At 33.6% G+C, this 19,715-nt stretch carries 18 protein-coding genes and 2 pseudogenes; 9 read left to right on the top strand and 11 right to left on the bottom strand.

Annotated elements, in window-relative coordinates; all coding sequences use genetic code 11:
• Window positions 1-436: 436 nt before the first annotated feature.
• Window positions 437-1,201: a YheC/YheD family protein gene (locus ACYQ73_RS16945; RefSeq protein WP_460013574.1), complete on the bottom strand. Its 765-nt coding sequence runs from the start codon at window positions 1,199-1,201 to the stop codon at window positions 437-439.
• 320 nt (window positions 1,202-1,521) lie between these two features.
• On the opposite strand from ACYQ73_RS16945, the gene aepX reads away from it, so the two are divergent.
• From aepX to ACYQ73_RS16930, 3 genes are all read left to right on the top strand, one after another.
• Window positions 1,522-2,424, top strand: coding sequence for a phosphoenolpyruvate mutase (gene aepX, locus ACYQ73_RS16940; RefSeq protein WP_460013573.1), 903 nt, complete (start codon window positions 1,522-1,524; stop codon window positions 2,422-2,424).
• A gap of 4 nt (window positions 2,425-2,428) precedes the next feature.
• Window positions 2,429-3,556 carry a phosphonopyruvate decarboxylase gene (gene aepY / locus ACYQ73_RS16935; RefSeq protein WP_460013572.1) on the top strand — a complete coding sequence of 376 codons (1,128 nt, stop codon included), beginning with the start codon at window positions 2,429-2,431 and terminating at the stop codon, window positions 3,554-3,556.
• A gap of 130 nt (window positions 3,557-3,686) precedes the next feature.
• Window positions 3,687-4,784, top strand: a complete 1,098-nt coding sequence (locus ACYQ73_RS16930; protein ID WP_460013571.1) for a 2-aminoethylphosphonate aminotransferase — start codon at window positions 3,687-3,689, stop codon at window positions 4,782-4,784.
• A gap of 350 nt (window positions 4,785-5,134) precedes the next feature.
• Here the strand turns inward: ACYQ73_RS16930 and ACYQ73_RS16925 are convergent.
• From ACYQ73_RS16925 to ACYQ73_RS16915, 3 genes and pseudogenes are all read right to left on the bottom strand, one after another.
• Window positions 5,135-5,341 (bottom strand): annotated as a pseudogene (locus ACYQ73_RS16925) (transposase); the annotation flags it as partial.
• Window positions 5,331-5,543 (bottom strand): annotated as a pseudogene (locus ACYQ73_RS16920) (IS5/IS1182 family transposase); the annotation flags it as partial. The pseudogenes ACYQ73_RS16925 and ACYQ73_RS16920, both read right to left, overlap by 11 nt.
• Before the next feature lie 20 nt (window positions 5,544-5,563).
• Complete coding sequence (locus ACYQ73_RS16915; RefSeq protein WP_460013570.1) at window positions 5,564-5,797, bottom strand: hypothetical protein; 234 nt, start codon at window positions 5,795-5,797, stop codon at window positions 5,564-5,566.
• A gap of 506 nt (window positions 5,798-6,303) precedes the next feature.
• On the opposite strand from ACYQ73_RS16915, the gene ACYQ73_RS16910 reads away from it, so the two are divergent.
• The 3 genes from ACYQ73_RS16910 to ACYQ73_RS16900 all read left to right on the top strand — a co-directional run bounded on the left by ACYQ73_RS16910 (window position 6,304) and on the right by ACYQ73_RS16900 (window position 8,712).
• A complete protein-coding gene (locus ACYQ73_RS16910) occupies window positions 6,304-7,356 on the top strand; it encodes a Cfr family 23S rRNA (adenine(2503)-C(8))-methyltransferase (protein WP_460013569.1) in 1,053 nt (350 codons plus the stop codon).
• An 84-nt stretch (window positions 7,357-7,440) separates the two neighbouring features.
• Window positions 7,441-8,076: a 50S ribosomal protein L3 gene (gene rplC / locus ACYQ73_RS16905; RefSeq protein WP_460013568.1), complete on the top strand. Its 636-nt coding sequence runs from the start codon at window positions 7,441-7,443 to the stop codon at window positions 8,074-8,076.
• A gap of 60 nt (window positions 8,077-8,136) precedes the next feature.
• Complete coding sequence (locus ACYQ73_RS16900; protein ID WP_460013567.1) at window positions 8,137-8,712, top strand: hypothetical protein; 576 nt, start codon at window positions 8,137-8,139, stop codon at window positions 8,710-8,712.
• Between the two features lie 139 nt (window positions 8,713-8,851).
• Here the strand turns inward: ACYQ73_RS16900 and ACYQ73_RS16895 are convergent, their stop codons facing one another.
• The 3 genes from ACYQ73_RS16895 to ACYQ73_RS16885 all read right to left on the bottom strand — a co-directional run bounded on the left by ACYQ73_RS16895 (window position 8,852) and on the right by ACYQ73_RS16885 (window position 10,489).
• On the bottom strand, window positions 8,852-9,511 hold the full coding sequence (locus ACYQ73_RS16895) for a GAP family protein (protein WP_460013566.1): 660 nt from the start codon (window positions 9,509-9,511) through the stop codon (window positions 8,852-8,854).
• Window positions 9,512-9,521: 10 nt separating this feature from the next.
• Window positions 9,522-10,280: a MerR family transcriptional regulator gene (locus tag ACYQ73_RS16890; protein ID WP_460013565.1), complete on the bottom strand. Its 759-nt coding sequence runs from the start codon at window positions 10,278-10,280 to the stop codon at window positions 9,522-9,524.
• A gap of 65 nt (window positions 10,281-10,345) precedes the next feature.
• Window positions 10,346-10,489, bottom strand: a complete 144-nt coding sequence (locus ACYQ73_RS16885) for a hypothetical protein (RefSeq protein WP_460013564.1) — start codon at window positions 10,487-10,489, stop codon at window positions 10,346-10,348.
• A gap of 182 nt (window positions 10,490-10,671) precedes the next feature.
• Here ACYQ73_RS16885 and ACYQ73_RS16880 point away from each other — a divergent pair, with 182 nt between their 5' ends.
• A complete protein-coding gene (locus tag ACYQ73_RS16880; RefSeq protein WP_460013563.1) occupies window positions 10,672-11,340 on the top strand; it encodes a DUF4097 family beta strand repeat-containing protein in 669 nt (222 codons plus the stop codon).
• Window positions 11,341-11,623: 283 nt separating this feature from the next.
• Window positions 11,624-13,153: a thiol-activated cytolysin family protein gene (locus ACYQ73_RS16875; protein WP_460013562.1), complete on the top strand. Its 1,530-nt coding sequence runs from the start codon at window positions 11,624-11,626 to the stop codon at window positions 13,151-13,153.
• Window positions 13,154-13,382: 229 nt separating this feature from the next.
• On the opposite strand, the gene ACYQ73_RS16870 is transcribed toward ACYQ73_RS16875, so the two are convergent.
• The gene (locus tag ACYQ73_RS16870) at window positions 13,383-13,604 is read right to left on the bottom strand and encodes a hypothetical protein (RefSeq protein WP_460013561.1); all 222 of its coding nucleotides are present in this window, start codon (window positions 13,602-13,604) and stop codon (window positions 13,383-13,385) included.
• 629 nt (window positions 13,605-14,233) lie between these two features.
• Here ACYQ73_RS16870 and ACYQ73_RS16865 point away from each other — a divergent pair.
• The gene (locus tag ACYQ73_RS16865; protein ID WP_460013560.1) at window positions 14,234-16,171 is read left to right on the top strand and encodes an LTA synthase family protein; all 1,938 of its coding nucleotides are present in this window, start codon (window positions 14,234-14,236) and stop codon (window positions 16,169-16,171) included.
• Window positions 16,172-16,349: 178 nt separating this feature from the next.
• Here ACYQ73_RS16865 and ACYQ73_RS16860 read toward each other — a convergent pair whose 3' ends face one another.
• From ACYQ73_RS16860 to ACYQ73_RS16850, 3 genes are all read right to left on the bottom strand, one after another.
• Window positions 16,350-17,651: an alpha/beta hydrolase family protein gene (locus tag ACYQ73_RS16860; protein WP_460013559.1), complete on the bottom strand. Its 1,302-nt coding sequence runs from the start codon at window positions 17,649-17,651 to the stop codon at window positions 16,350-16,352.
• Between the two features lie 189 nt (window positions 17,652-17,840).
• The gene (locus ACYQ73_RS16855; RefSeq protein WP_460013558.1) at window positions 17,841-18,272 is read right to left on the bottom strand and encodes a DUF3021 family protein; all 432 of its coding nucleotides are present in this window, start codon (window positions 18,270-18,272) and stop codon (window positions 17,841-17,843) included.
• A 12-nt stretch (window positions 18,273-18,284) separates the two neighbouring features.
• Window positions 18,285-18,722, bottom strand: a complete 438-nt coding sequence (locus ACYQ73_RS16850) for a LytTR family DNA-binding domain-containing protein (RefSeq protein ID WP_460013557.1) — start codon at window positions 18,720-18,722, stop codon at window positions 18,285-18,287.
• Between the last annotated feature and the right edge of the window lie 993 nt (window positions 18,723-19,715).

Below are 19,715 nucleotides of genomic sequence, written 5' to 3'. Positions count from 1 at the left end.
CAAAGTTTTTTCAAAATGGATTCTTTTGATTTGCCGTAAAATATAGGCATATGCAATATTTTGATCAAACTGTATTAAAAAGCTACACCAAACAATAGATTATTTTATATATAGGATTCCTGTCTGAAAAATCGCTATTTCCCATTTCGTTGTGGTTACAAAATATTCTTCTAATTCTTCTCTTGCAATTCCTTGTTTTTCAGCCATCTCTGTAATTTAGGTTCTTGAGGCAGGCAATTTGAGCACCTGCTGAATCGCCTCCAATAGTTAGTTGATTCATATCGTGTCTATCCAGCCTTAATCTATTTTTACTTAAAGATAAATTCCTAATCCTTTCACAAGTAACGGATGCAATTAGTTTCTTCTTTCCTATAAATATAAATCTATTGAATAGAAAATGAGGGTGACTAACATGAAAAATAACTACAATTCAGACTTAGCCTTCATTTTGCATTTTCCTAATCTCAACAATTTTCTTCCAGATCGCCTTATCAATTTTGGCAAAGCTACTTATGCTTGGCGTTGTATTTACTTCAAATAATATAGGTTTTCCTTCAAGATTTATTCCGAAATCAATGCCATATTCTCTACAAGGAAAGTAGGATGCTATTACTTCAGATGCTAAAATTGAATTTTCTTTTAGAGAATCTATTGTTTTATCTTTCTTTGTATTATCCATCATCATATAATCAGATAGTAATTCGTCAATCGGTATTACTTGAGAACCCCGATTTGAATTGACAATCCCATGATCCTCAGTTGCGATCCTTCCGTAAATCCCACCAATTCTCCATTCTCCCTTTAGATTTTGAACATGAACACGAATGGATATTGAATGCCCATCAGGGGTTAGACTCATGACTCCCTCCTGTATAATATAATTTCCGCTTAATTTATTGTGTTTCTCATATGGATGTAGAACTTGATGGAAATCCTCAATTGCCGCCACACACATATTTATTTCTTCACCTTGCATGGTAAATCCGTTAAAACAATAGTGTCCATCTTTTCTTTTGTAGACTTTATAAATTGCTCTTCCTTGTCCAGTGCTAGTATGTTTCACATAAACATACTCATACCTATTTAATATATCGATTAGGTTTTCAAGACTGTAAAGTGTTGATTCTGGAATGAAGTTAGTTGTTAAAGGATTTTGATTTAAAAGTAAGAATTGCTCCCATTTTCCAAGTCCCTTTTTCAATGAATTCACCTCATTTAGTAAGATATTTTTATTTCTTTTGTATTCATAATGTAGCCCTCACCACTTATGGAGGTTACTGTATTGTATGTAAATAGATTTATCTTGCATGGGTGAGTGGGACTTGGTTACGCGATTAATCTCTCCCATTTTTCTGCTAGAGTCCCAAAAAAAATTTACTACACTAGAAAAGTAGCCTTATGATTGTTCTTTATATATCCATTTTCGATTTCAAAATCATTAGTTTCTAATGTATTTGCCCTGTTAATCTTTACTTTTAGTCATATGATAATATGACATGTTGGGTAAGGAGATGGAAGATATTGAAAAAAACGACCAAATTAAAAAAAATAATATATTCAGACAAACTTGAATTTTTAATGGAAGCCCATAACGGTCTTTCCGCAAAAATTGTAGAGGAAGTCGGTTTTAAAGGGATTTGGGCGAGTGGTCTATCGATATCAGGATCATTGGGTGTAAGAGATAATAATGAAGTATCATGGACGCAGGTATTAGATATACTTGAATTTATGAGTGATACGACAACAATTCCCATTCTCTTAGATGGGGATACTGGATATGGAAATTTTAATAATGCCCGGAGGTTAGTTAGAAAACTAGAACAATTGGATATTGCTGGAGTCTGCATCGAGGATAAAATTTTTCCGAAAACGAACTCATTTATTAATGGAGAAAAACAGCAACTCGCATCGATTGAAGAATTTTGCGGGAAAATAAAAGCAATGAAAGATACTCAAGAGGATGAGGACTTTATGGTTGTAGCTAGAGTCGAGGCTTTTATTGCAGGCTTGGGATTAGATGAAGCCCTTAAACGTGCGGAAGCCTACAGGAAAGCGGGTGCTGATGCAATTCTTGTGCATAGTAAAAAGTCAGATTTTAAAGAAATTGAAGCATTTATGAAGGAATGGAGTGGAAGGCATCCAGTGGTTATTGTGCCTACAAAATATTATACAACACCAACTAATGAATTCAGAAAAGTAGGAATAAGTACGGCAATCTGGGCTAACCATAACTTAAGAGCTTCAATCACTGCTATGCAGAACATCTCAAAACAAATCCAAAAAGATGAAAGTCTCATTCAAGTAGAGAAATCGATCGTAAGTGTGCAAGAGATTTTTAGACTCCAAGATGCTGAGGAGCTTCAAAAAGCAGAAAAGAAATATTTGCCACCAACTAATAACCAATCACAACCCGAAACGGAGTGATGATATGTTAAATACAAAAGAATTTGGAAATGAGCTTAAAAGACTTGGTTTTGATTTTTACAGTGGGGTCCCGTGTTCATTTTTAAAGAATCTTATTAACTATTCCATAAATGAGTGTGAATATATTGCTGCAGCCAACGAAGGTGATGCTGTAGCAATTGCTTCAGGAGCATACCTTGGGGGAAGGAAATCAGTTGTTTTAATGCAAAACTCTGGTCTAACCAATTGTATTTCTCCATTGACTTCCTTAAACTACCCCTTTCAAATACCTGTACTTGGGTTTGTTAGTCTACGTGGAGAACCCGGGTTGAATGATGAACCCCAGCATGAATTAATGGGACAAATTACGACACAATTATTAGATCTCATGCAAATAAAATGGCAATTCTTATCTGAGGATGATAGTGAGGCAAAGAGACAGCTTGAAGAAGCTAACAAGTGGATTGAAGTAAACCAACCATTCTTTTTTGTAGTGAGAAAAGAAACATTTAAAAGTGAGAAATTGAAGATAGAGCAACGTCTTAATCATAAAAACATGATAAAAAGTGAAAAAACAGACATAGACGAACTGCCAAGTCGTTTTGACACTTTAAAAGTGATAAATGGACTCAAAAATATGAAAACAGTACAAATGGCGACAACCGGTAAAACAGGAAGGGAACTATATGAGGTCGAGGATTCGGATAATAATCTATATATGGTGGGCTCCATGGGCTGTGTTGGTTCTTTAGGATTAGGATTAGCCCATACGCGAAAAGATATAGATGTAGTTGTTATTGATGGAGATGGTTCCCTCCTTATGCGAATGGGAAGCTTATCTACAAATGGCTACTATCAACCTGAAAATATGCTCCACATTCTTCTAGATAATCAAGTTCACGATTCAACTGGAGGGCAAAGTACAGTTTCCCACAATGTTAATATTGTCGATATTGCTGCAGCTTGCGGTTATGAAAAGTCATACTATATCCATAATTTACACGAATTTGAAATGTGTATTCAAGAATGGAAAATGACAAAAGGGCTGACTTTTATTTATTTGAAAATCTCAAAGGGATCTAAACAAAATCTAGGACGCCCAAAAGTAACTCCAAGTGAAGTTAAAACTCGTCTACAAAGATTTATTAAATAATTGTTCTGAAAATGTATATTAGCAGGTTGGTCTTGCCTATAAGAAGCCTCTTTACAGTACTAAAACTTAGTTGGAGGGAGATAATTCGAACGACGTATAAAAGTGAAATAAAATTAAAGGGAGGAGTACCGTGAAGAAAATCAAAAGAAATATATTACTGAATCCCGGACCTGCTACTACAACAGATACGGTTAAATACGCACAAGTGGTACCTGATATTTGCCCTCGTGAAGATGACTTCAGCCAATTATTGCAATTTGTTACTTCTGAAATTACTAATTTAGTTTCAGAAGAGAATCAATACACAACCGTTTTATTCGGTGGTTCAGGTACTGCTGCTGTAGAGTCAATCTTGAGTTCAGTTATGACTGATGGGGTTTTAGTAATCATTAATAATGGAGCCTATGGGAAAAGAATGTGTGAAATTGCAGAAGCTTATCAGCTGGATTGGATTGAGTTTTTAAGTCCACCTGATCAACCTATTAAATTAGATCAGTTACATTCATTCATTCAAACAATTCCACGAAAAGTTTCTTTTCTAGCTGTCGTGCATAATGAAACAACAACGGGATTATTAAACGATATAGAATCGATTGGCTCCATTTGTGAAGAAAATGAGATTAATATGATGGTAGATGCAATGAGTTCGTTTGCAGCTATTCCTATTGATATGAGTAAAATGAACATAAGTTATTTGGCGGCTAGTTCCAATAAAAACCTTCAAGGAATGGCAGGAGTCTCTTTTGTTATAGCAAAAAAAAGCGAACTAGAAAAAGGAAAAACGAAAAAGCCGACAAATTATTACTTGAATCTTTATTCTCAATATTACCATTTCATCGAGACAGGACAGATGCGTTTTACTCCACCTGTGCAAACTATCTATGCGCTAAAACAGGCGATTGTAGAATTAAAAGCAGAAGGAGTGAAAGAAAGATATGAACGATATTCTAAATGTTGGGAAACCTTAATAGAAGGCCTCTCTAGACTTGGTTTAAGATATCTCGTCCCTGTGGAGCACCATTCAAAAATTATTACAGCAATAGTAGAGCCCGAAAGTGAAAATTATAATTTTCAAGAAATGCATGATTATTTATATGCTAACGGAATAACGATATATCCTGGAAAACTTAATCAATTAAATTCTTTTAGGGTAGCCAACATTGGAGATCTTAGCAAAGATGATATCGAGCTCTTTTTAACTTTATTAGAAAAATATCTTCAAACCTGAATTATTCATGGAACAGTGGAAACTACAACTTATGTAGGTGATAGTAATTACTTATTTTTAATACTTTTCCTTATTCAACTTCCATGAAAGAACGAAATAATCTTTCATTCTCTGTAGTGTAACGCTGGTTTTTACGCTACATGGACGGCTAACAGGTGCGTTAAAAATTGTAGTAAGGCTCTTACCTTTTTTTAAGTTGGTCTGATGTACGTTAGACACTATAAGGAGATTGAAAGGCTTAGGAGATATTCCTAGGTCTATTATCCTTCGTACTTATTCCAGTTGTCATTTGGTCCAGAAGGGCTTGAGATAAGTTATATGAACTAAACTCTATTCCTATTCATTTTCGTTTAGTACTTCCGTTTTAAATTGACAGCGAATATCGTTGTAGCACCTTGAATTTCCATGCCAAATAGACCCGCAGTCGATGCCGTATCGTACCCGTGTCTGTTTTTTAATTCACTATTCTCCGCTTCTACTTTGTAGCGATTTGCGGCTAATTGCTTAAATGCTTCCGTATTTTGAAATGCCTCTTGTTCGGCATGTGTATCCGACTTTTAATAATAAGTACTTAAACATACGAATTGGAGGAATGGCATTACGTCCATTGTCTACACAATATTTTGTTTTTAACTCTTCTAAAATGAATGAAAAATCAACAAGTTCATTGATTTTGCGAAGTATATTATCTTTTGGCACAACAATATCGTAGATTGCCATATATGGACTTAAATGAAGGGTCTCTTGATTTGAAATCATCGGGGGCACCACCTGCACATTTATTCTTTAATTATAAAGGAAAGCGTGACTAAAATAATAGTGTAATACATTGCGTTGTTTGGAGAAGCATCACTCGACTCCTGCGGGAAGCGAGACAGACGAGTCCCCGTACGAAGCGAAGCGTAGGAGGAGGCTCGGCGCTCGCCCGCGGAAAGCGAGCGGAATGCTTCGGAAAACAACAGTAGAGTCACAGTGCCAAATGAAAAAAGCGGGGTATTCAACGATTTAATCATTGAATACCTCGCAATGTGAGAAGATATAGACTTTTTCAGTGCACTCCATTTTTGGCGGCTGTTTTTATTAAGCTAACAAAGCAGGTAAGTTATTACTTTAACGTTAAGAATTTGTCTATGATTTAAACTTTACATAGAGGAATCTATATGATATGGTACTCATTACTAATATTGACAGGAAAGAGGTGGAAGCAATGATAACAGTTTTTAGAATTTTGTATGGTAAAAATGCAAAAATTGGAAATCGCTTGGCGTACAAAGGGAGTAGTCTGTCCTTTTTTAAGCCAAATAACCATACAAAATCAGTTATCGGAGCTTTTTCTCTACGGCAAATAAACTATAATTCAATGACATAATGTCCTTGTTTATTTGTGCATGATTTTATTAAGCTAACACCGATAATTGTGTCGGTGTTTTTTTTGTGCCTAATTTTTATAAAAAGGTTAGATGATAACTCCCTTCTATTTACTCAAACAAACGAGAGTTTTATGGAAGGATGAGAAAACATGCAACAAAAAAACAAGTATATAAGAATTCAAGAGTTCTTGAAGCAGCATAAATTTCCTAATTTTAGAATGAATCAAATCACAAATGCTATATTCCAAGGGAGAATAAATAATTTCAATGAAATAGCGGTTCTTCCTAAATCTTTAAGAAAAATGTTAATTAAGGAGTTTGGAGAGTCGATTTTAAATATTGCTGTTTTAAAAGCACAACATTCTGAACAAGTTACTAAAGTCTTATTTGAAATTTCAGGAGACGAAAAAATAGAAACGGTAAATATGAAATATAAAGCTGGTTGGGAGTCATTTTGTATTTCCTCGCAGTGCGGTTGTAATTTTGGCTGTAAATTTTGTGCAACAGGAGATATTGGTTTAAAACGCAATTTAACATCAGATGAAATTACCGACCAAATTTTGTACTTTCATTTAAATGGACATTCAATTGATAGTATTTCTTTTATGGGAATGGGAGAAGCATTGGCTAGTGTACAAGTATTTGATGCTTTAAAAGTACTTACAAATCCGGAGTTGTTTGCTTTAAGTCCTCGCAGGTTATCTATTTCGACTATAGGTATTATTCCGGGCATTAAAAAAATGACTCAAAACTATCCACAAGTCAACCTGACATTTTCATTACATTCTCCTTTTAATGAACAGCGAAGTAAGTTAATGCCAATTAATGAACGCTACCCATTATTGGATGTAATGGACACATTAGATGAGCATATACGTGTGACCTCAAGAAAAGTTTATATAGCATATATTATGTTGCCTGGAGTCAATGATTCTATTGACCATGCGAATGAAGTAATAAATCTTTTAAGAGGTAGATATAAAAGAGGGAACTTGTTCCATGTAAACATCATTAGATATAACCCAACTGTTAGCTCACCTATGAGATTTGAAGAAGTAAATGAGAATCAAGTTGTAAACTTCTATAAAAAATTAAAGTCAGCAGGAATTAACGTTACCATTAGAAGTCAATTTGGCATTGATATAGATGCTGCTTGCGGGCAATTGTATGGAAACTATCAAAAAACAATAACCAATAAATAAAGGTGAGAGTAATGTTTAGAACGTGGGAAGTACCCTAAGAGCTTATTACTAACAATAAATATTAAAATTAGTAGGAGGATATTTATGATAAAAGGAATCTTAGGAAGAAAAATAGGCATGTCTCAAGTGTTTAGTGATAGTGGAGATCCCATAGTTGTGACAGTTGTTGAAGTAGAAGAGAATGTTGTGTTACAGAATAAAACATTGGAAAGTGACGGATACGAAGCAATTCAAATTGGATTTTCTGATAAAAAAAATTCTAATAAAGCGGAAATCGGAAGAAGTCAAAAGGCAAATACCAATCCTAAAAGATATGTTAAAGAAATTCGAGGAGCATCATTAGATGTTGGAACACGTATTAGTGCAGATATATTCCAAGAAGGCGACATAGTAGATGTTACTGGTATATCTAAAGGAAAAGGATTTCAAGGTGTTATTAAAAGACATGGATTAAGTGGAGGTCCTGCATCTCACGGTTCAAGATTCCATCGAGCTCCGGGTTCCATCGGTGTAATCGCCAAAAATGATGGCATGAAAGTAGACAAAGGGAAAAAAATGCCCGGACGAATGGGTGGAAAACAGACCACTATTCAAAATCTTACAATCATAAAGGTTGATAGTGAACGCAACTTTTTGTTAATTAAAGGAAATATCCCCGGAGCTAAAAAGTCGTTTGTAATAATAGAAACTGCAGTTAAAAAATTGAATGAAAAATGGTGATGATTCGTGTTAAACAAAAAGAATAATTCCAGCCAAAGTATTAGTAGAGATAACGTAGTCATGACGGATTTTTTTATGTTAACTGACAATGAGACAATGCAATTACCGTCCATCGTGGCAAGAGTTAACGATTATGAAATAAGTTTAAACTATTTAAATATTGAGTTGATTAACGACATGAAGCTGGGTATCATACCTTCTGAAATGTCTTCATCAGATCTTCTTGAGAGTTATTATTATGCTCTTGAATCAGTCATTGAACATGAGCTTATTGTACAAAAAATGAATGACGATAGAAGCATTTCTAAATGGGAACCTGATAAAGAACAAATTACTGATTGTATGCAAGAATTATTTGACGAGTTTGGAATAGATGTATCAGAAGAATACTCTAAACAGGAAATTGAAGAATTAGTATTGCAAGAATTACGTATGCAACGATTTATTGATAATCAGTTGGGTGACTATAGTGTATCCAAGGAAGAGATTGAACGCGAATACCAAAATTCACCTGAAAATGGGGAAATGCAAAAGGCATACATTCGAGTTATCCTTGAATATGAAAAGCGAGACGAGAAATATAAAGCCTATGTTCTCGAATTGAAAAAAATAGCTTCAATTGAAACTTATTTATAATTGCACTTTTCTAAAATTGAGTAAACTTCCTAAACCTTAACTACATTCTAATGAAGACTAGTATTATCCCCTTTAAGTAGACAATGAACCTACAGTAAGTAGATAGCATTTTATTTAAAGGGGATTTTTTAAAAATGCCCTACAAGTAATCCAGACTATTGAAAATTAGGATGATTCCAACAATACACATTATCCAAGAAAGGGTTGCCCCTGTATTATTAGCTATTTTCACCCGAAGTTTCTTCAGAGGTTTTTGCATCCTCCGACCAAACAGGAGGTAAAAGAGAAACAGCAAGAGGGAAGGCATCACCATGATAAAATTGTATCCAGCTAAAATAGAAGACCATTCCATCCATGATAGATTAGAAGTAGTCATTATTCCGATTGCTGCAAAATAAGGGAACGCCATACCTACTTCAATTAATGAAGTAGTGAACCCCAGAGCCACAATGGAAAGAATGCTTTTTGATTTTGGAGAAGGCAGGTCTGAATTTTTCTTTGCTGGAACATAAAAACTTGCGATGAACAAAATTGCTCCAATAATAAAGACTATCCAGCTTACAATTCGATTTTGAAATACACCAGAAATAATCTCGAATAAAAAACCTAATCCTAACATAAGTGAAACTCCAACAGCAAAATAAAATCCTGCAACCGTCAATAAATAAATCAATAAACGTTTGGTTAGTTTCTCTTTATCTGTTAAAAGTAGATACACCGTTACACCTAATGTGGCAGGGCTTAATGTATCCAGTATAGCCAAACCTCCTATCAGGAGAAGTAGTTCTGTACTCACCATTCTTTCCCCCTTATTCCGGTTGAGGCTTATTCTTTTCGGCCATAAAAACTACATATGCCTCGTTCAACAACTTAAGTACATCCTGATCAATCGGATATAATCCCAGTTTCTCTGACTGCTTTTGCGACATCCTTATTTCCCACAGCTTATCTAAAAATTCATCCTCACCATCAAATTCCTCTAAACGCTTTTCATCCATTCTTCTAATGATATTTTGAACTTTGGTTGATTTAGGACCGTCCTTAATATAACGCTTTAACTGACCTATCAGAGCAATCCATTCCAGTGAATCAGAACTGTCACTTGTCATATTGGGAACCTTTTTCCATAGCTTTATTTCTTTTTCTTTAAATATAGATTCTCTATAATTCTGCTGTATTTCTTTATCTTTACTGGATAATTGCATGATCTTCTGAATCGCAACCCAGTTTTCTTCACCTTCTATAGCAATTCCATGTATCAATTCCCGTAAGGATTGCTCTATTTTCTTTAAGTTTTCCTGTTCTTTTATGACAAAAGATAATTGACTCTTTAGACTATCCGACCAATCCCACTCACTGGAAGCGAGCATGTTCTGAATCTCATTTAAGCGAAATCCAATCTTTTTTAAAAATTGAATCTGCTGTAGTTTTTTTATTTCATTATTCGTATATAAACGATGACCACCTTCTGTTTTGGATGGTGGTTTTAATAATCCGATTTTGTCGTAGTGACGTAGTGTTCTTACTGTAACACCTGTCAGCTCTGCCACTTTGTTAATGTGTATCAACTAATAAACCTACCTTTCTGTACGTTAATACCTTATCGTTAACAACTGTTATATTGATTCCACTTTTATTCTTCTTTACTAAAAAAAGATTTAAGTAAGTACCCTGCTCCCAAGCCAATCAGTACACCAGGAAACGCATGATCCATAGTCAGTCCAATACCAGCACCTATAATGACACATCCATAAATAATTATATCTCCCTGTTTCATCTAATCCTCCTTATTTTTCTAATTTATTTAGATATTGCAAAAAAGTAGTTACTTAACAGTATACAAAATGACGTAACGTAAGCTTCAAGGTTTTTTTAGCTTTTATTAATTAATTTATAGAAACCTTGAAACTGACGAGGGGTCACCTTCTATAATGGAATCCAAAGAGAGGAGTGCTGAAAATGAAGAAATACTATATGGTTATGTCGTTTATTCTTACTATTGTGTTTTTAAGTGCCTGTTCGGGAGGGGAGGAAAGAGAAGACATTCAAATGGCTTCCCTTAAAGATATAGATAGCATTTATATAGAGAATGGAAGCACCAATATAGATGTAGTATCAGCGGAAATAGAAGAATTGGAAGCATACTTACTTTTATATGACAATGGTCCGGGAGTTGTAATGGAAAAAGGGAAACAAAAATTAACGATTCGATTAAAAAATGATATAAGCCGTTTGTTTAAAATCGACCGAATGCCTCATTTGGAAGTTCGAGTTCCAAATGAATTCAAAGGGAAAATCATTGTAAAAGGCTCTTCTGGTAACGTCGTTGGTAAGGATCTGCAAACGCACGATCTCCAAGTTAATGGTAGCAGTGGTAACGTAAAACTTGGCTTCCTTGACTTTCATAGCGAGGTTCACGTTACTACAACAAGTGGAAATGTGGACATTGCATTGAATGAGGATGAACCTGATGCTACGCTCCTTCTTAAATCCAACAGCGGAAGACGTTCAGTCGGCATTGTATTAAAAGATAAACAACAAAGTAAAAAAGAAACAAAAGGGGTATCTGGGACCGGAGATTATGACGTGCAGCTGGAAACCTCTTCAGGAAATATATCATTGAAATAAATACAGAGACTACTTCAAAATGCATAGTTAAATAATCACAAAGTATAAGTTAATAAAATGTCTGCTTAGGGCGTAAAGCAGACATTTTTATGTGGGAATTCTACATAATGAGTCACTATGGATGTATCACCGTAAGTGTTGCGACTATGGTGATTAAAATTGATATGAGAATGTATCATATTAACTATTCCTTAACTTTTTGATAAACTGAATGTAGAACTAAACAACTATGTTTGAATGGGGTATTTTTGTGGTATAATTTCCTAAAAAAGGAGTGGTGTTTTTGGGAATTCGAAATTATTTTAAAGTAATAAAAGTTCTAGTATGTTTATCTGTTAGTTTATGCATCATAAATTATCCGATTATTTCCTTTGCTGAAACACTTGATACTAATGTTAGTGAAAAAAGTAAGTCTAATGACATTGATACTGGTATAGGAAACTTAAACTATAATAACAGCGAAGTTTTAGCAGTGAATGGTGACAAGGTTGATAGTTTTGTCTCAAAAGAAGGTGTTAACTCAAATGATAAATTTATAGTGGTTGAACGTAACAAAAAATCACTTACAACTTCACCTGTAGATATTTCAATTATAGATTCTATGGCGAATCGTACATATCCAGGAGCATTACAACTTGCCAACAAAGCTTTTGTAGACAATCAACCTAGTTTATTGGTGGCCAAAAGAAAACCGCTAAATATTAGCATAGATTTACCTGGCATGAAAAGGGAAAATACTACGACTGTGGACAATCCAACATATGGTAATGTATCCGGGGCAGTAGATGAGTTAGTATCTACTTGGAGTGAAAAATATTCAACAACCCATACTTTACCTGCAAGGCTACAATATTCAGAATCTATGGTTTATAGTAAATCTCAAATTGCAAGCGCTCTGAATGTTAACGCCCAAGTTCTTGATAATTCACTAGGAATTGACTTTAATGCAATTGCGAGTGGAGAGAAAAAAGTGATGGTTGCGGCATATAAACAAATATTTTATACCGTAAGTGCAGAACAACCTAACAATCCATCAGACCTTTTTGATGATAGTGTTTCTTTTGAAGAGTTAACTCGTAAAGGGGTAAGTAATAATGCTCCTCCCGTTATGGTATCAAATGTAGCGTATGGCAGAACAATTTATGTGAAATTAGAAACAAGCTCTAAGAGTAAGGATGTACAAGCTGCTTTTAAAGCCTTACTGAAGGATATCAATACTAATGTAGAAACTAGTGGGCAGTATAAAGATATTTTTGAAGAAAGTTCCTTTACTGCTGTAGTATTAGGTGGAGATTCACAAAAGCATAACCAGGTTGTTTCAAAAGACTTTAATGATATTAGAAAAATAATTCAGGATAATGCAGAGTTTAGTCTTAAAAATCCAGCATACCCAATATCATATACAAGTGTTTTCTTAAAGGATAATTCAATTGCTGCTGTTCATAACAATACAGATTATATTGAGACGACAGCTACAGAATATTCTAAAGGCAAAATTATCCTTGATCATTATGGTGCATATGTTGCTCAATTTGAAGTAGCTTGGGATGAATTTTCATATGATGAAAACGGGAAAGAAGTACTAACCCATAAAACTTGGGATGGAAGCTGGAAAGACAAAACAGCTCATTTCTCTACAGTAATACCACTTCCGCCTAATTCAAAAAATATACGAATTTATGCAAGAGAATGTACAGGTCTTGCATGGGAATGGTGGAGAACGATTATTGATGAATACAATGTTCCATTATCTAATGAAATAAATGTTTCAATTGGAGGAACTACATTATACCCAACAGGTAATATTAATTAGGTATAAACTTCCGCCCTGGAAAAACAAACGGCTGAGACTCTTGTTACACAAGAACCTCAGCCGTTTTTATTTGCTCAAACATCTAGCCTGATTTATGAACACCAATGACTCCATCAAGTGCAATGCCACCATAATGGCGACAATAAAATGCAGTCCAACTCTACTGTGAACGGATTGCATCTGATAGTATCTTCACTATTTAATGATTGTTATTTAAAGCAAGGGGAATTTAAAAGTGCCGAATATTGTTTGAAAATAAGAAAATTGCTACCAAACCTATTACTATAATCATTAACATATTTTTAAAAGAATCTTTAATACGTATCTGTGCCAAAACACCGCCGATAGCTGTACATGTTTTTAGAAGCGCACCAAATGCAAGCCAACTTGCATCCCAATAACCGATAATTAGAGCGACTGCGGATAGGAGTTGAAACCATGCTTTTACCATTTATGTACTTATTATTAAAAGATTTACTCGGGGATATAGTTAACATTCAATGCTCAATAACACTTGTTTAAATTTATTGAAACTAAAACTTACAAAATTATAAGTTTCATGTAACCAAAATCATATTGTTAAAACTAAAATTGTGTTTTAAAATTGCTATTGTTGAAAAAATCCTTTATACAACTTAAAGTGACCCGTAACTAAACACAGGTAAGAGCAAAGTTGAACAATTATATTGAAGATTGCAATCCATAGAAGAATGTAATAATTAACATAAAAAACCGGAAAATACTGCCGTCGCAACGTTTCCTTTATTTTCGAGTTTAGGATGAATTAAATGAATACTGTATATTAAGCAGAAAATATGAATAAACTTATGGTTTAAAATACCCCGTAAAAAAACTCATATGCGCACGGTTTTTATGAAAGTTGGTTTACAATAATAGGAAGAAATGTACTTGCTGTCTTCAATTATATTTAACACCTTGACAGAAGTCTATATGGAGAGTAGTATACAATAGTTACGAAAAAACTACTGTGAAATAATATATTTTTAAGTGCAATATATACTTATAATCTTAGTTAATATACATCTAGATTTAATATAAGTAAGTAAAAGAGGTGCAAAAATGAAAAATTTATTAAGTAAAAAAGATAACCTATTAAACAAATTTTTAGGGATATATTTATTAGCGGTTTTAATGTTATGGATTAAAACATACATCACTCAAACAACACAATTTAAACTAGGAGTAGAAGGATTTCTTCAACATTTCCTTTTACTAATAAATCCACTAGGTTCAGCAATGCTGTTTCTAGGAATATCATTTTTATTTAGAGGAAAGAGAAAATATACATCACTAGTTGTAGTTTACACTCTGATGTCTATTCTTTTATATGCCAATGTTGTATATTACCGATTTTTTAGTGATTTCATTACATTACCTACAGTTACCCAAACGCAGAACTTCGGAGATTTAGGTGGTAGTGTTCTTACTTTAATAAAACCTATTGATTTATTGTTCTTTGTGGATGTATTTGTAATGTTTTACTTACGATTCTCAAAAAAAATACAAATAGATAGTAATCGTTTTGGATATAAAAAAGCAACGGCAATCATTACTTTTGCATTAGCAATATCAATCCTAAATTTAGGACTAGCTGAAGCTGATCGTCCGCAACTTTTATCTCGAGGTTTTGATAGAAACTATATTGTGAAATATCTAGGAATGTATAACTATACGATTTATGATTCAGTAGAAACGATGAAAGCATCTTCACAGCGAGCTTTGGCAGATAGTAGTGATATTACAGAAGTGTTGAACTATACAAAATCTAACTACGCCAAACCTAATGCAGAATATTTTGGTAAAGCAAAAGGGATGAACGTCATCTATTTACATTTAGAATCATTCCAAAACTTCCTGATCAACTATAAATTAAACGGTGAAGAAGTTACACCATTTTTAAATTCATTAACGAAAGATAAGAATACATTGTATTTTGATAATTTCTTCCATCAAACAGGTCAAGGTAAAACTTCCGATGCAGAATTTATGCTGGAAAATTCTTTATTTGGGTTACCACAAGGATCTGCTTATATTACTAAGGCACAAAATACGTACCAAGCAGCGCCTAGTATTTTAAAAGATTATGGATATACATCAGCAGTATTCCATGGTAATAACGGAAGCTTCTGGAATCGAAATGAGATTTATAAATCATTTGGATTCGATCACTTCTTTGATGCTAGCTATTATGACACGGGTTCTTCAGAAAACATGGCTGAATATGGTTTGCTAGATAAACCATTCTTTAAACAATCTGAAAGTATGTTAAGTTCGTTACCACAACCTTTTTATACGAAATTGATTACAGTAGGGAACCATTTTCCATATAAAATGGATCAAAGCTTAGTTACAATTGATAAAGCTAATACTGGAGATTCAAGTGTAGATAATTATTTCCAAACAGCACGTTATGCAGATGAAGGGATCAAACAAGTATTCGACCAATTAAAAGAATCAGGATTATATGATAATTCGATGATCGTTCTTTATGGTGACCATTACGGTATTTCAGATAATCATAATGATGCGATGGAACAAGTCATTGGAAAAGAAATTACACCGTATGAAAATGCTAATTTGCAACGCGTACCATTATTTATCCATGTACCAGGAATGCAAGGTGGAACTAACCATACTTATGGTGGTCAAACAGACCTACTTCCAACGTTATTACATTTACTAGGAATTGATACGCAACAATTTGTTCAATTTGGTTCCGACTTATTATCAAAAGACCATGATGAAGTTGTACCATTTAGAAATGGCGGTTTTGTCAGTCCTACTATTTATTCGGTGAATGGGAAATTTTATGATAATAAAACAGGTTTACTACTAGATGATAATCAATTAGAGTATGCGAAAACTCTTAAAAGTAATGTAGATCGTAAATTAGAATTATCTGATAAAGTCGTGAATGGTGACTTATTGAGATTCTATACGCCAACAGGTTATACTCCAGTTGATCGTTCTAAGTATAATTACTCCAAAGATAAGTAAACTTTTAAAGAAAAATTAGAAAATTTCACATCAGAAAAGCGCGAGAAATCAACGTTTCTAAACTTGATTTCTCGCGCTTTTTAAGGTTTTTCCTACTCATCCTATATATGTTTTACCACCAATCAATTAGACTTGTTAATGGGCTTCCTCTTTCAGGATGACGAAAGAAACTTTGTGTTCAGTATGTCTCTTTGGGAGCGAAATGGCCGATTCCCTTTAATTCAAAGTCAAAAAATTTAAGAATTAATTCATTTTCAGTCTCAATACAGTAATATTTATCAATATCGGCTTTTCCTCCTTGTAGAATAAATGTCAGAATAGGAGAGAAAAGCGATAAATCGGTCAAGCTTAAATGTTTTGCCCCTTTGAAATGAGTAATATATGCTCCTTCGAACTGTTTATTGTTGAGTTTGTTCGCTACATAAGTAGGAGTACGATCCAGTTGAACCCAAACATCGTCCGAATAAATGTTAAAAAGAGGGGTTGTGTAGGCTTTGCTACTTGCCATAAAAGTATCATCAGCTTTGTTATAAACAAGTTCACTAAAGAAAGGGGCATCGATATTTACTACTGCACTTACGTCATCGCGTGCTCTACCTAGCCACACACTTGCAGCACCTCCCATTGAGTGTCCAAACACACCAATTTTCTCTGTATTGATATGTTGATAAATAGGGTCATTGTCACTTTTAGCTTTTGTAAGTATTGTATCAATGACAAAATTCATATCGTCTGTTCGCAGTTTCATCCATTTTTGGGTAATTTTGTACCGTTCTTCATTCGAATAAACACCTTTATTCGTATTTTCGACTTCATTTTTAAAATCTGAACTGATCATAGTTACTATTCCATCCTCTGAACGAGTATAGAAGGAATGATAAGGATGGTCGATGGAAACGACTATATAACCATGGCTTGCCAGCTCAGTATAAGTAGAACTGTTGCTTGTCTTGATACCATATGCTCCATGTGAGAATACTAATAGAGGGTATGTTCCATCTGCGTTTTTTGGATACCAGAATTCCACATTAACAATTCTGTTGTCCACCTTGTCAGAAAACTCCTCAATACGATTTTTGTCAATAAATGTGTCAGTAGCGGTTGCGACTTCATATTCTCCTGTCACTTTTGGTGATGGATACTGTGGAAAAATAATAACAGGTGAAAGAACAAAGACAAATATCAATATCATCATAATGGACTTCCACACAATGTTAGAAGTTTTGTATTGTTTGATATTCGTTTTCTTAAGGATAAGAGAAACTGTCCCATTTACGGCTAATATGAAAAGTAGGATAGCAAGCATTACCCAGCTAAAACTCCAGACAATCACCGATGAAACAGTAAGTATTGCAAATACAATAAATACAGCAATCCTAATCCAATTCTTTAATTTTTTATGGTTTTGCTTAGTTGCTATGCAGTAGATTGCAAAAGCAATCTCGAAAATAAATGCCATGAATAATAGTAAAGTTCCCATAGTTGTTTCCTCCACCTCATTGGAAAAATTTGTTGTGAAATCATCATAATAAATGGATGGAAGGATGTATAGGGAAAAACGGTAAGTTGTATTTATAAGCCAATAAGATGCAAAAAAACGGTAAGCTCAAATGCTTACCGTAAAATAATCTATCACAGCCAACTACTGTACTGTGTATTGATTTTCTGACTACTCACCAACGTCTTTCTTAAATATCTTAAGTTTTTCATTGATTTTTTTTGCATCTTTTTTATCATTTTGCCATGTCAGTAGATGAACAATGATATAAATTACCGCAATTTGCAGTGCAAGAATGATTATACCCGAACCAGTTACAAGATTCATAGCGCTGCCAAGGACAATCAATAAAATCTCCAAAGTGAAGAAATGAATAATAATCCTTATACGCATTTTCTTCTCACTTAGATCATTAGGAGAATATAAAATAAATCCCGTTAATGCACCTAAACATGAAAATGCCATAAGAATATAAATCGACTTCAAATCAAAGGCCATGTCAGGATAAAACATTTGTCGCAACAAAGTAATTATCATGATTATGGATGCGAAGATGATAAAGAAATTCTTAATTGTCTTTTGTACAAATTCTAAAAAATTCATATGTATCCCTCTTTACAAACCAAGCATATTTTTAAGGACAGGTACATACTGCCTTGATATAACAGTACGTTCTCCGTTATCCAGCACCGCTTCGAATCGACCACTTATGGTCGGATAAACAGATGAAATTTTCATGATGTTCAAAATTGTTGATTTCGATGCGCGAAAACAGTTTTTTCGTTTGCATAATTCCTCTAACTCGTAAAGTTTTTGCTTTACCTCAAAAACGTTATCCCTGCAGTAAATAAACACTTTTCCCTCGACCGCCTCGAAATAATAGATATCACTAAGCTTAATGCGGTGTATACTATCATTTTGATGTCCGAGTAAAATAGGGTTTTCAGTTTTCAGCTTGTTTATGATTTCATTTATTTCGTGATCAACTTCATGACACCTAATAAGAATCTCTTCTTCTAATTCTTGGCTTATTTCTTCTATTGAAATTTTCAAATCATCACCCACGAAAATTCAAATTATTTCAGTTTCACTTGAATTCTGTATAAACTTGCAAATGAAACATGGCTAAAAAGGTTTGTTGAACCAAATGATAACATCTCCATATACCGATACTTTTTTACATTTTATACCGTTTGGATTTTATTTTATAATAGTATCCAGAATCTCTCCTAGTCAAGTGCGGGATAAAGGGCTCATTAATAGATAAAACTATAATAAAGATAAAGAAAATTTCACTCGTTATGATTAGTATCTTTTCTCTCCAAGTTCTCCATTTTCCTTTTTAATTGCTCTATATCTCTTATTTTATTTATTAAGAATTTAATTGATAAATAAACAGCAAATATTAATAAAATCAGTATAATAGCGATAATAATTGACCCCAACATTAAATCACTTACCTTTCTTGTTTTCCGCTTTTCTAAAAACCCATTAAGTAATGACTCCTCACAATTCAATATTACTAAACAAAAACATGCTAGTAAAATGAATAAAAAGGGAATTTTCTGTAATTATGAAAAGTCACGATATTTTCTATTTTGAAAAGCAAAACGAGAAATTATGGAAATTAGACAAGTTGCTAAATTAACCTCCAAGACTCTATTAAATGAAATATTGTAATTTGTATATAGCAATTGCTATAAATGAAAATCTAAACAGCCTATAACCGAGTTTAAACATTTGCTCCTCCTCCTTGATTGATGGTTTTTATTACATAACAGATACCGATACTTATATTTATAGTTAAAGGATATCTTAGTTAATAAGTATTTAGAATATTGAATCAATTCGATCGCTGAATACTCTGAGCTTTAAGTGTTTAAGTGGTATAAGAACAAGTATAAGAAATGACTTTGAATTATCTGTAAGTAAATTGAAGTAAATTGAGGTGAAGATGATGCTTGGATTGTATTTCAGGAAAAAATTTGTTATTATACAATTACAATGATGAGAGGACTGATGGATGGACAATGATTAACTAATCTG

It is taken from the genome of Lysinibacillus sp. CTST325, from assembly GCF_054665055.1.
This window is presented reverse-complemented; position numbering and strand designations above follow the sequence as displayed.

Excerpts from the sequence above, each read along its gene's own strand:
- ACYQ73_RS16865 (WP_460013560.1), top strand. The coding sequence starts at position 14,234 with ATGAAAAATTTATTAAGTAAAAAAGATAACCTATTAAACAAATTTTTA.
- ACYQ73_RS16885 (WP_460013564.1), bottom strand. The coding sequence starts at position 10,489 with ATGAAACAGGGAGATATAATTATTTATGGATGTGTCATTATAGGTGCT.
- ACYQ73_RS16895 (WP_460013566.1), bottom strand. The coding sequence starts at position 9,511 with ATGGTGAGTACAGAACTACTTCTCCTGATAGGAGGTTTGGCTATACTG.
- ACYQ73_RS16900 (WP_460013567.1), top strand. The coding sequence starts at position 8,137 with ATGACGGATTTTTTTATGTTAACTGACAATGAGACAATGCAATTACCG.
- ACYQ73_RS16915 (WP_460013570.1), bottom strand. The coding sequence starts at position 5,797 with ATGATTAAATCGTTGAATACCCCGCTTTTTTCATTTGGCACTGTGACT.
- ACYQ73_RS16910 (WP_460013569.1), top strand. The coding sequence starts at position 6,304 with ATGCAACAAAAAAACAAGTATATAAGAATTCAAGAGTTCTTGAAGCAG.
- ACYQ73_RS16855 (WP_460013558.1), bottom strand. The coding sequence starts at position 18,272 with ATGAATTTTTTAGAATTTGTACAAAAGACAATTAAGAATTTCTTTATC.
- ACYQ73_RS16870 (WP_460013561.1), bottom strand. The coding sequence starts at position 13,604 with ATGGTAAAAGCATGGTTTCAACTCCTATCCGCAGTCGCTCTAATTATC.
- aepY (WP_460013572.1), top strand. The coding sequence starts at position 2,429 with ATGTTAAATACAAAAGAATTTGGAAATGAGCTTAAAAGACTTGGTTTT.
- ACYQ73_RS16860 (WP_460013559.1), bottom strand. The coding sequence starts at position 17,651 with ATGGGAACTTTACTATTATTCATGGCATTTATTTTCGAGATTGCTTTT.
- ACYQ73_RS16880 (WP_460013563.1), top strand. The coding sequence starts at position 10,672 with ATGAAGAAATACTATATGGTTATGTCGTTTATTCTTACTATTGTGTTT.
- rplC (WP_460013568.1), top strand. The coding sequence starts at position 7,441 with ATGATAAAAGGAATCTTAGGAAGAAAAATAGGCATGTCTCAAGTGTTT.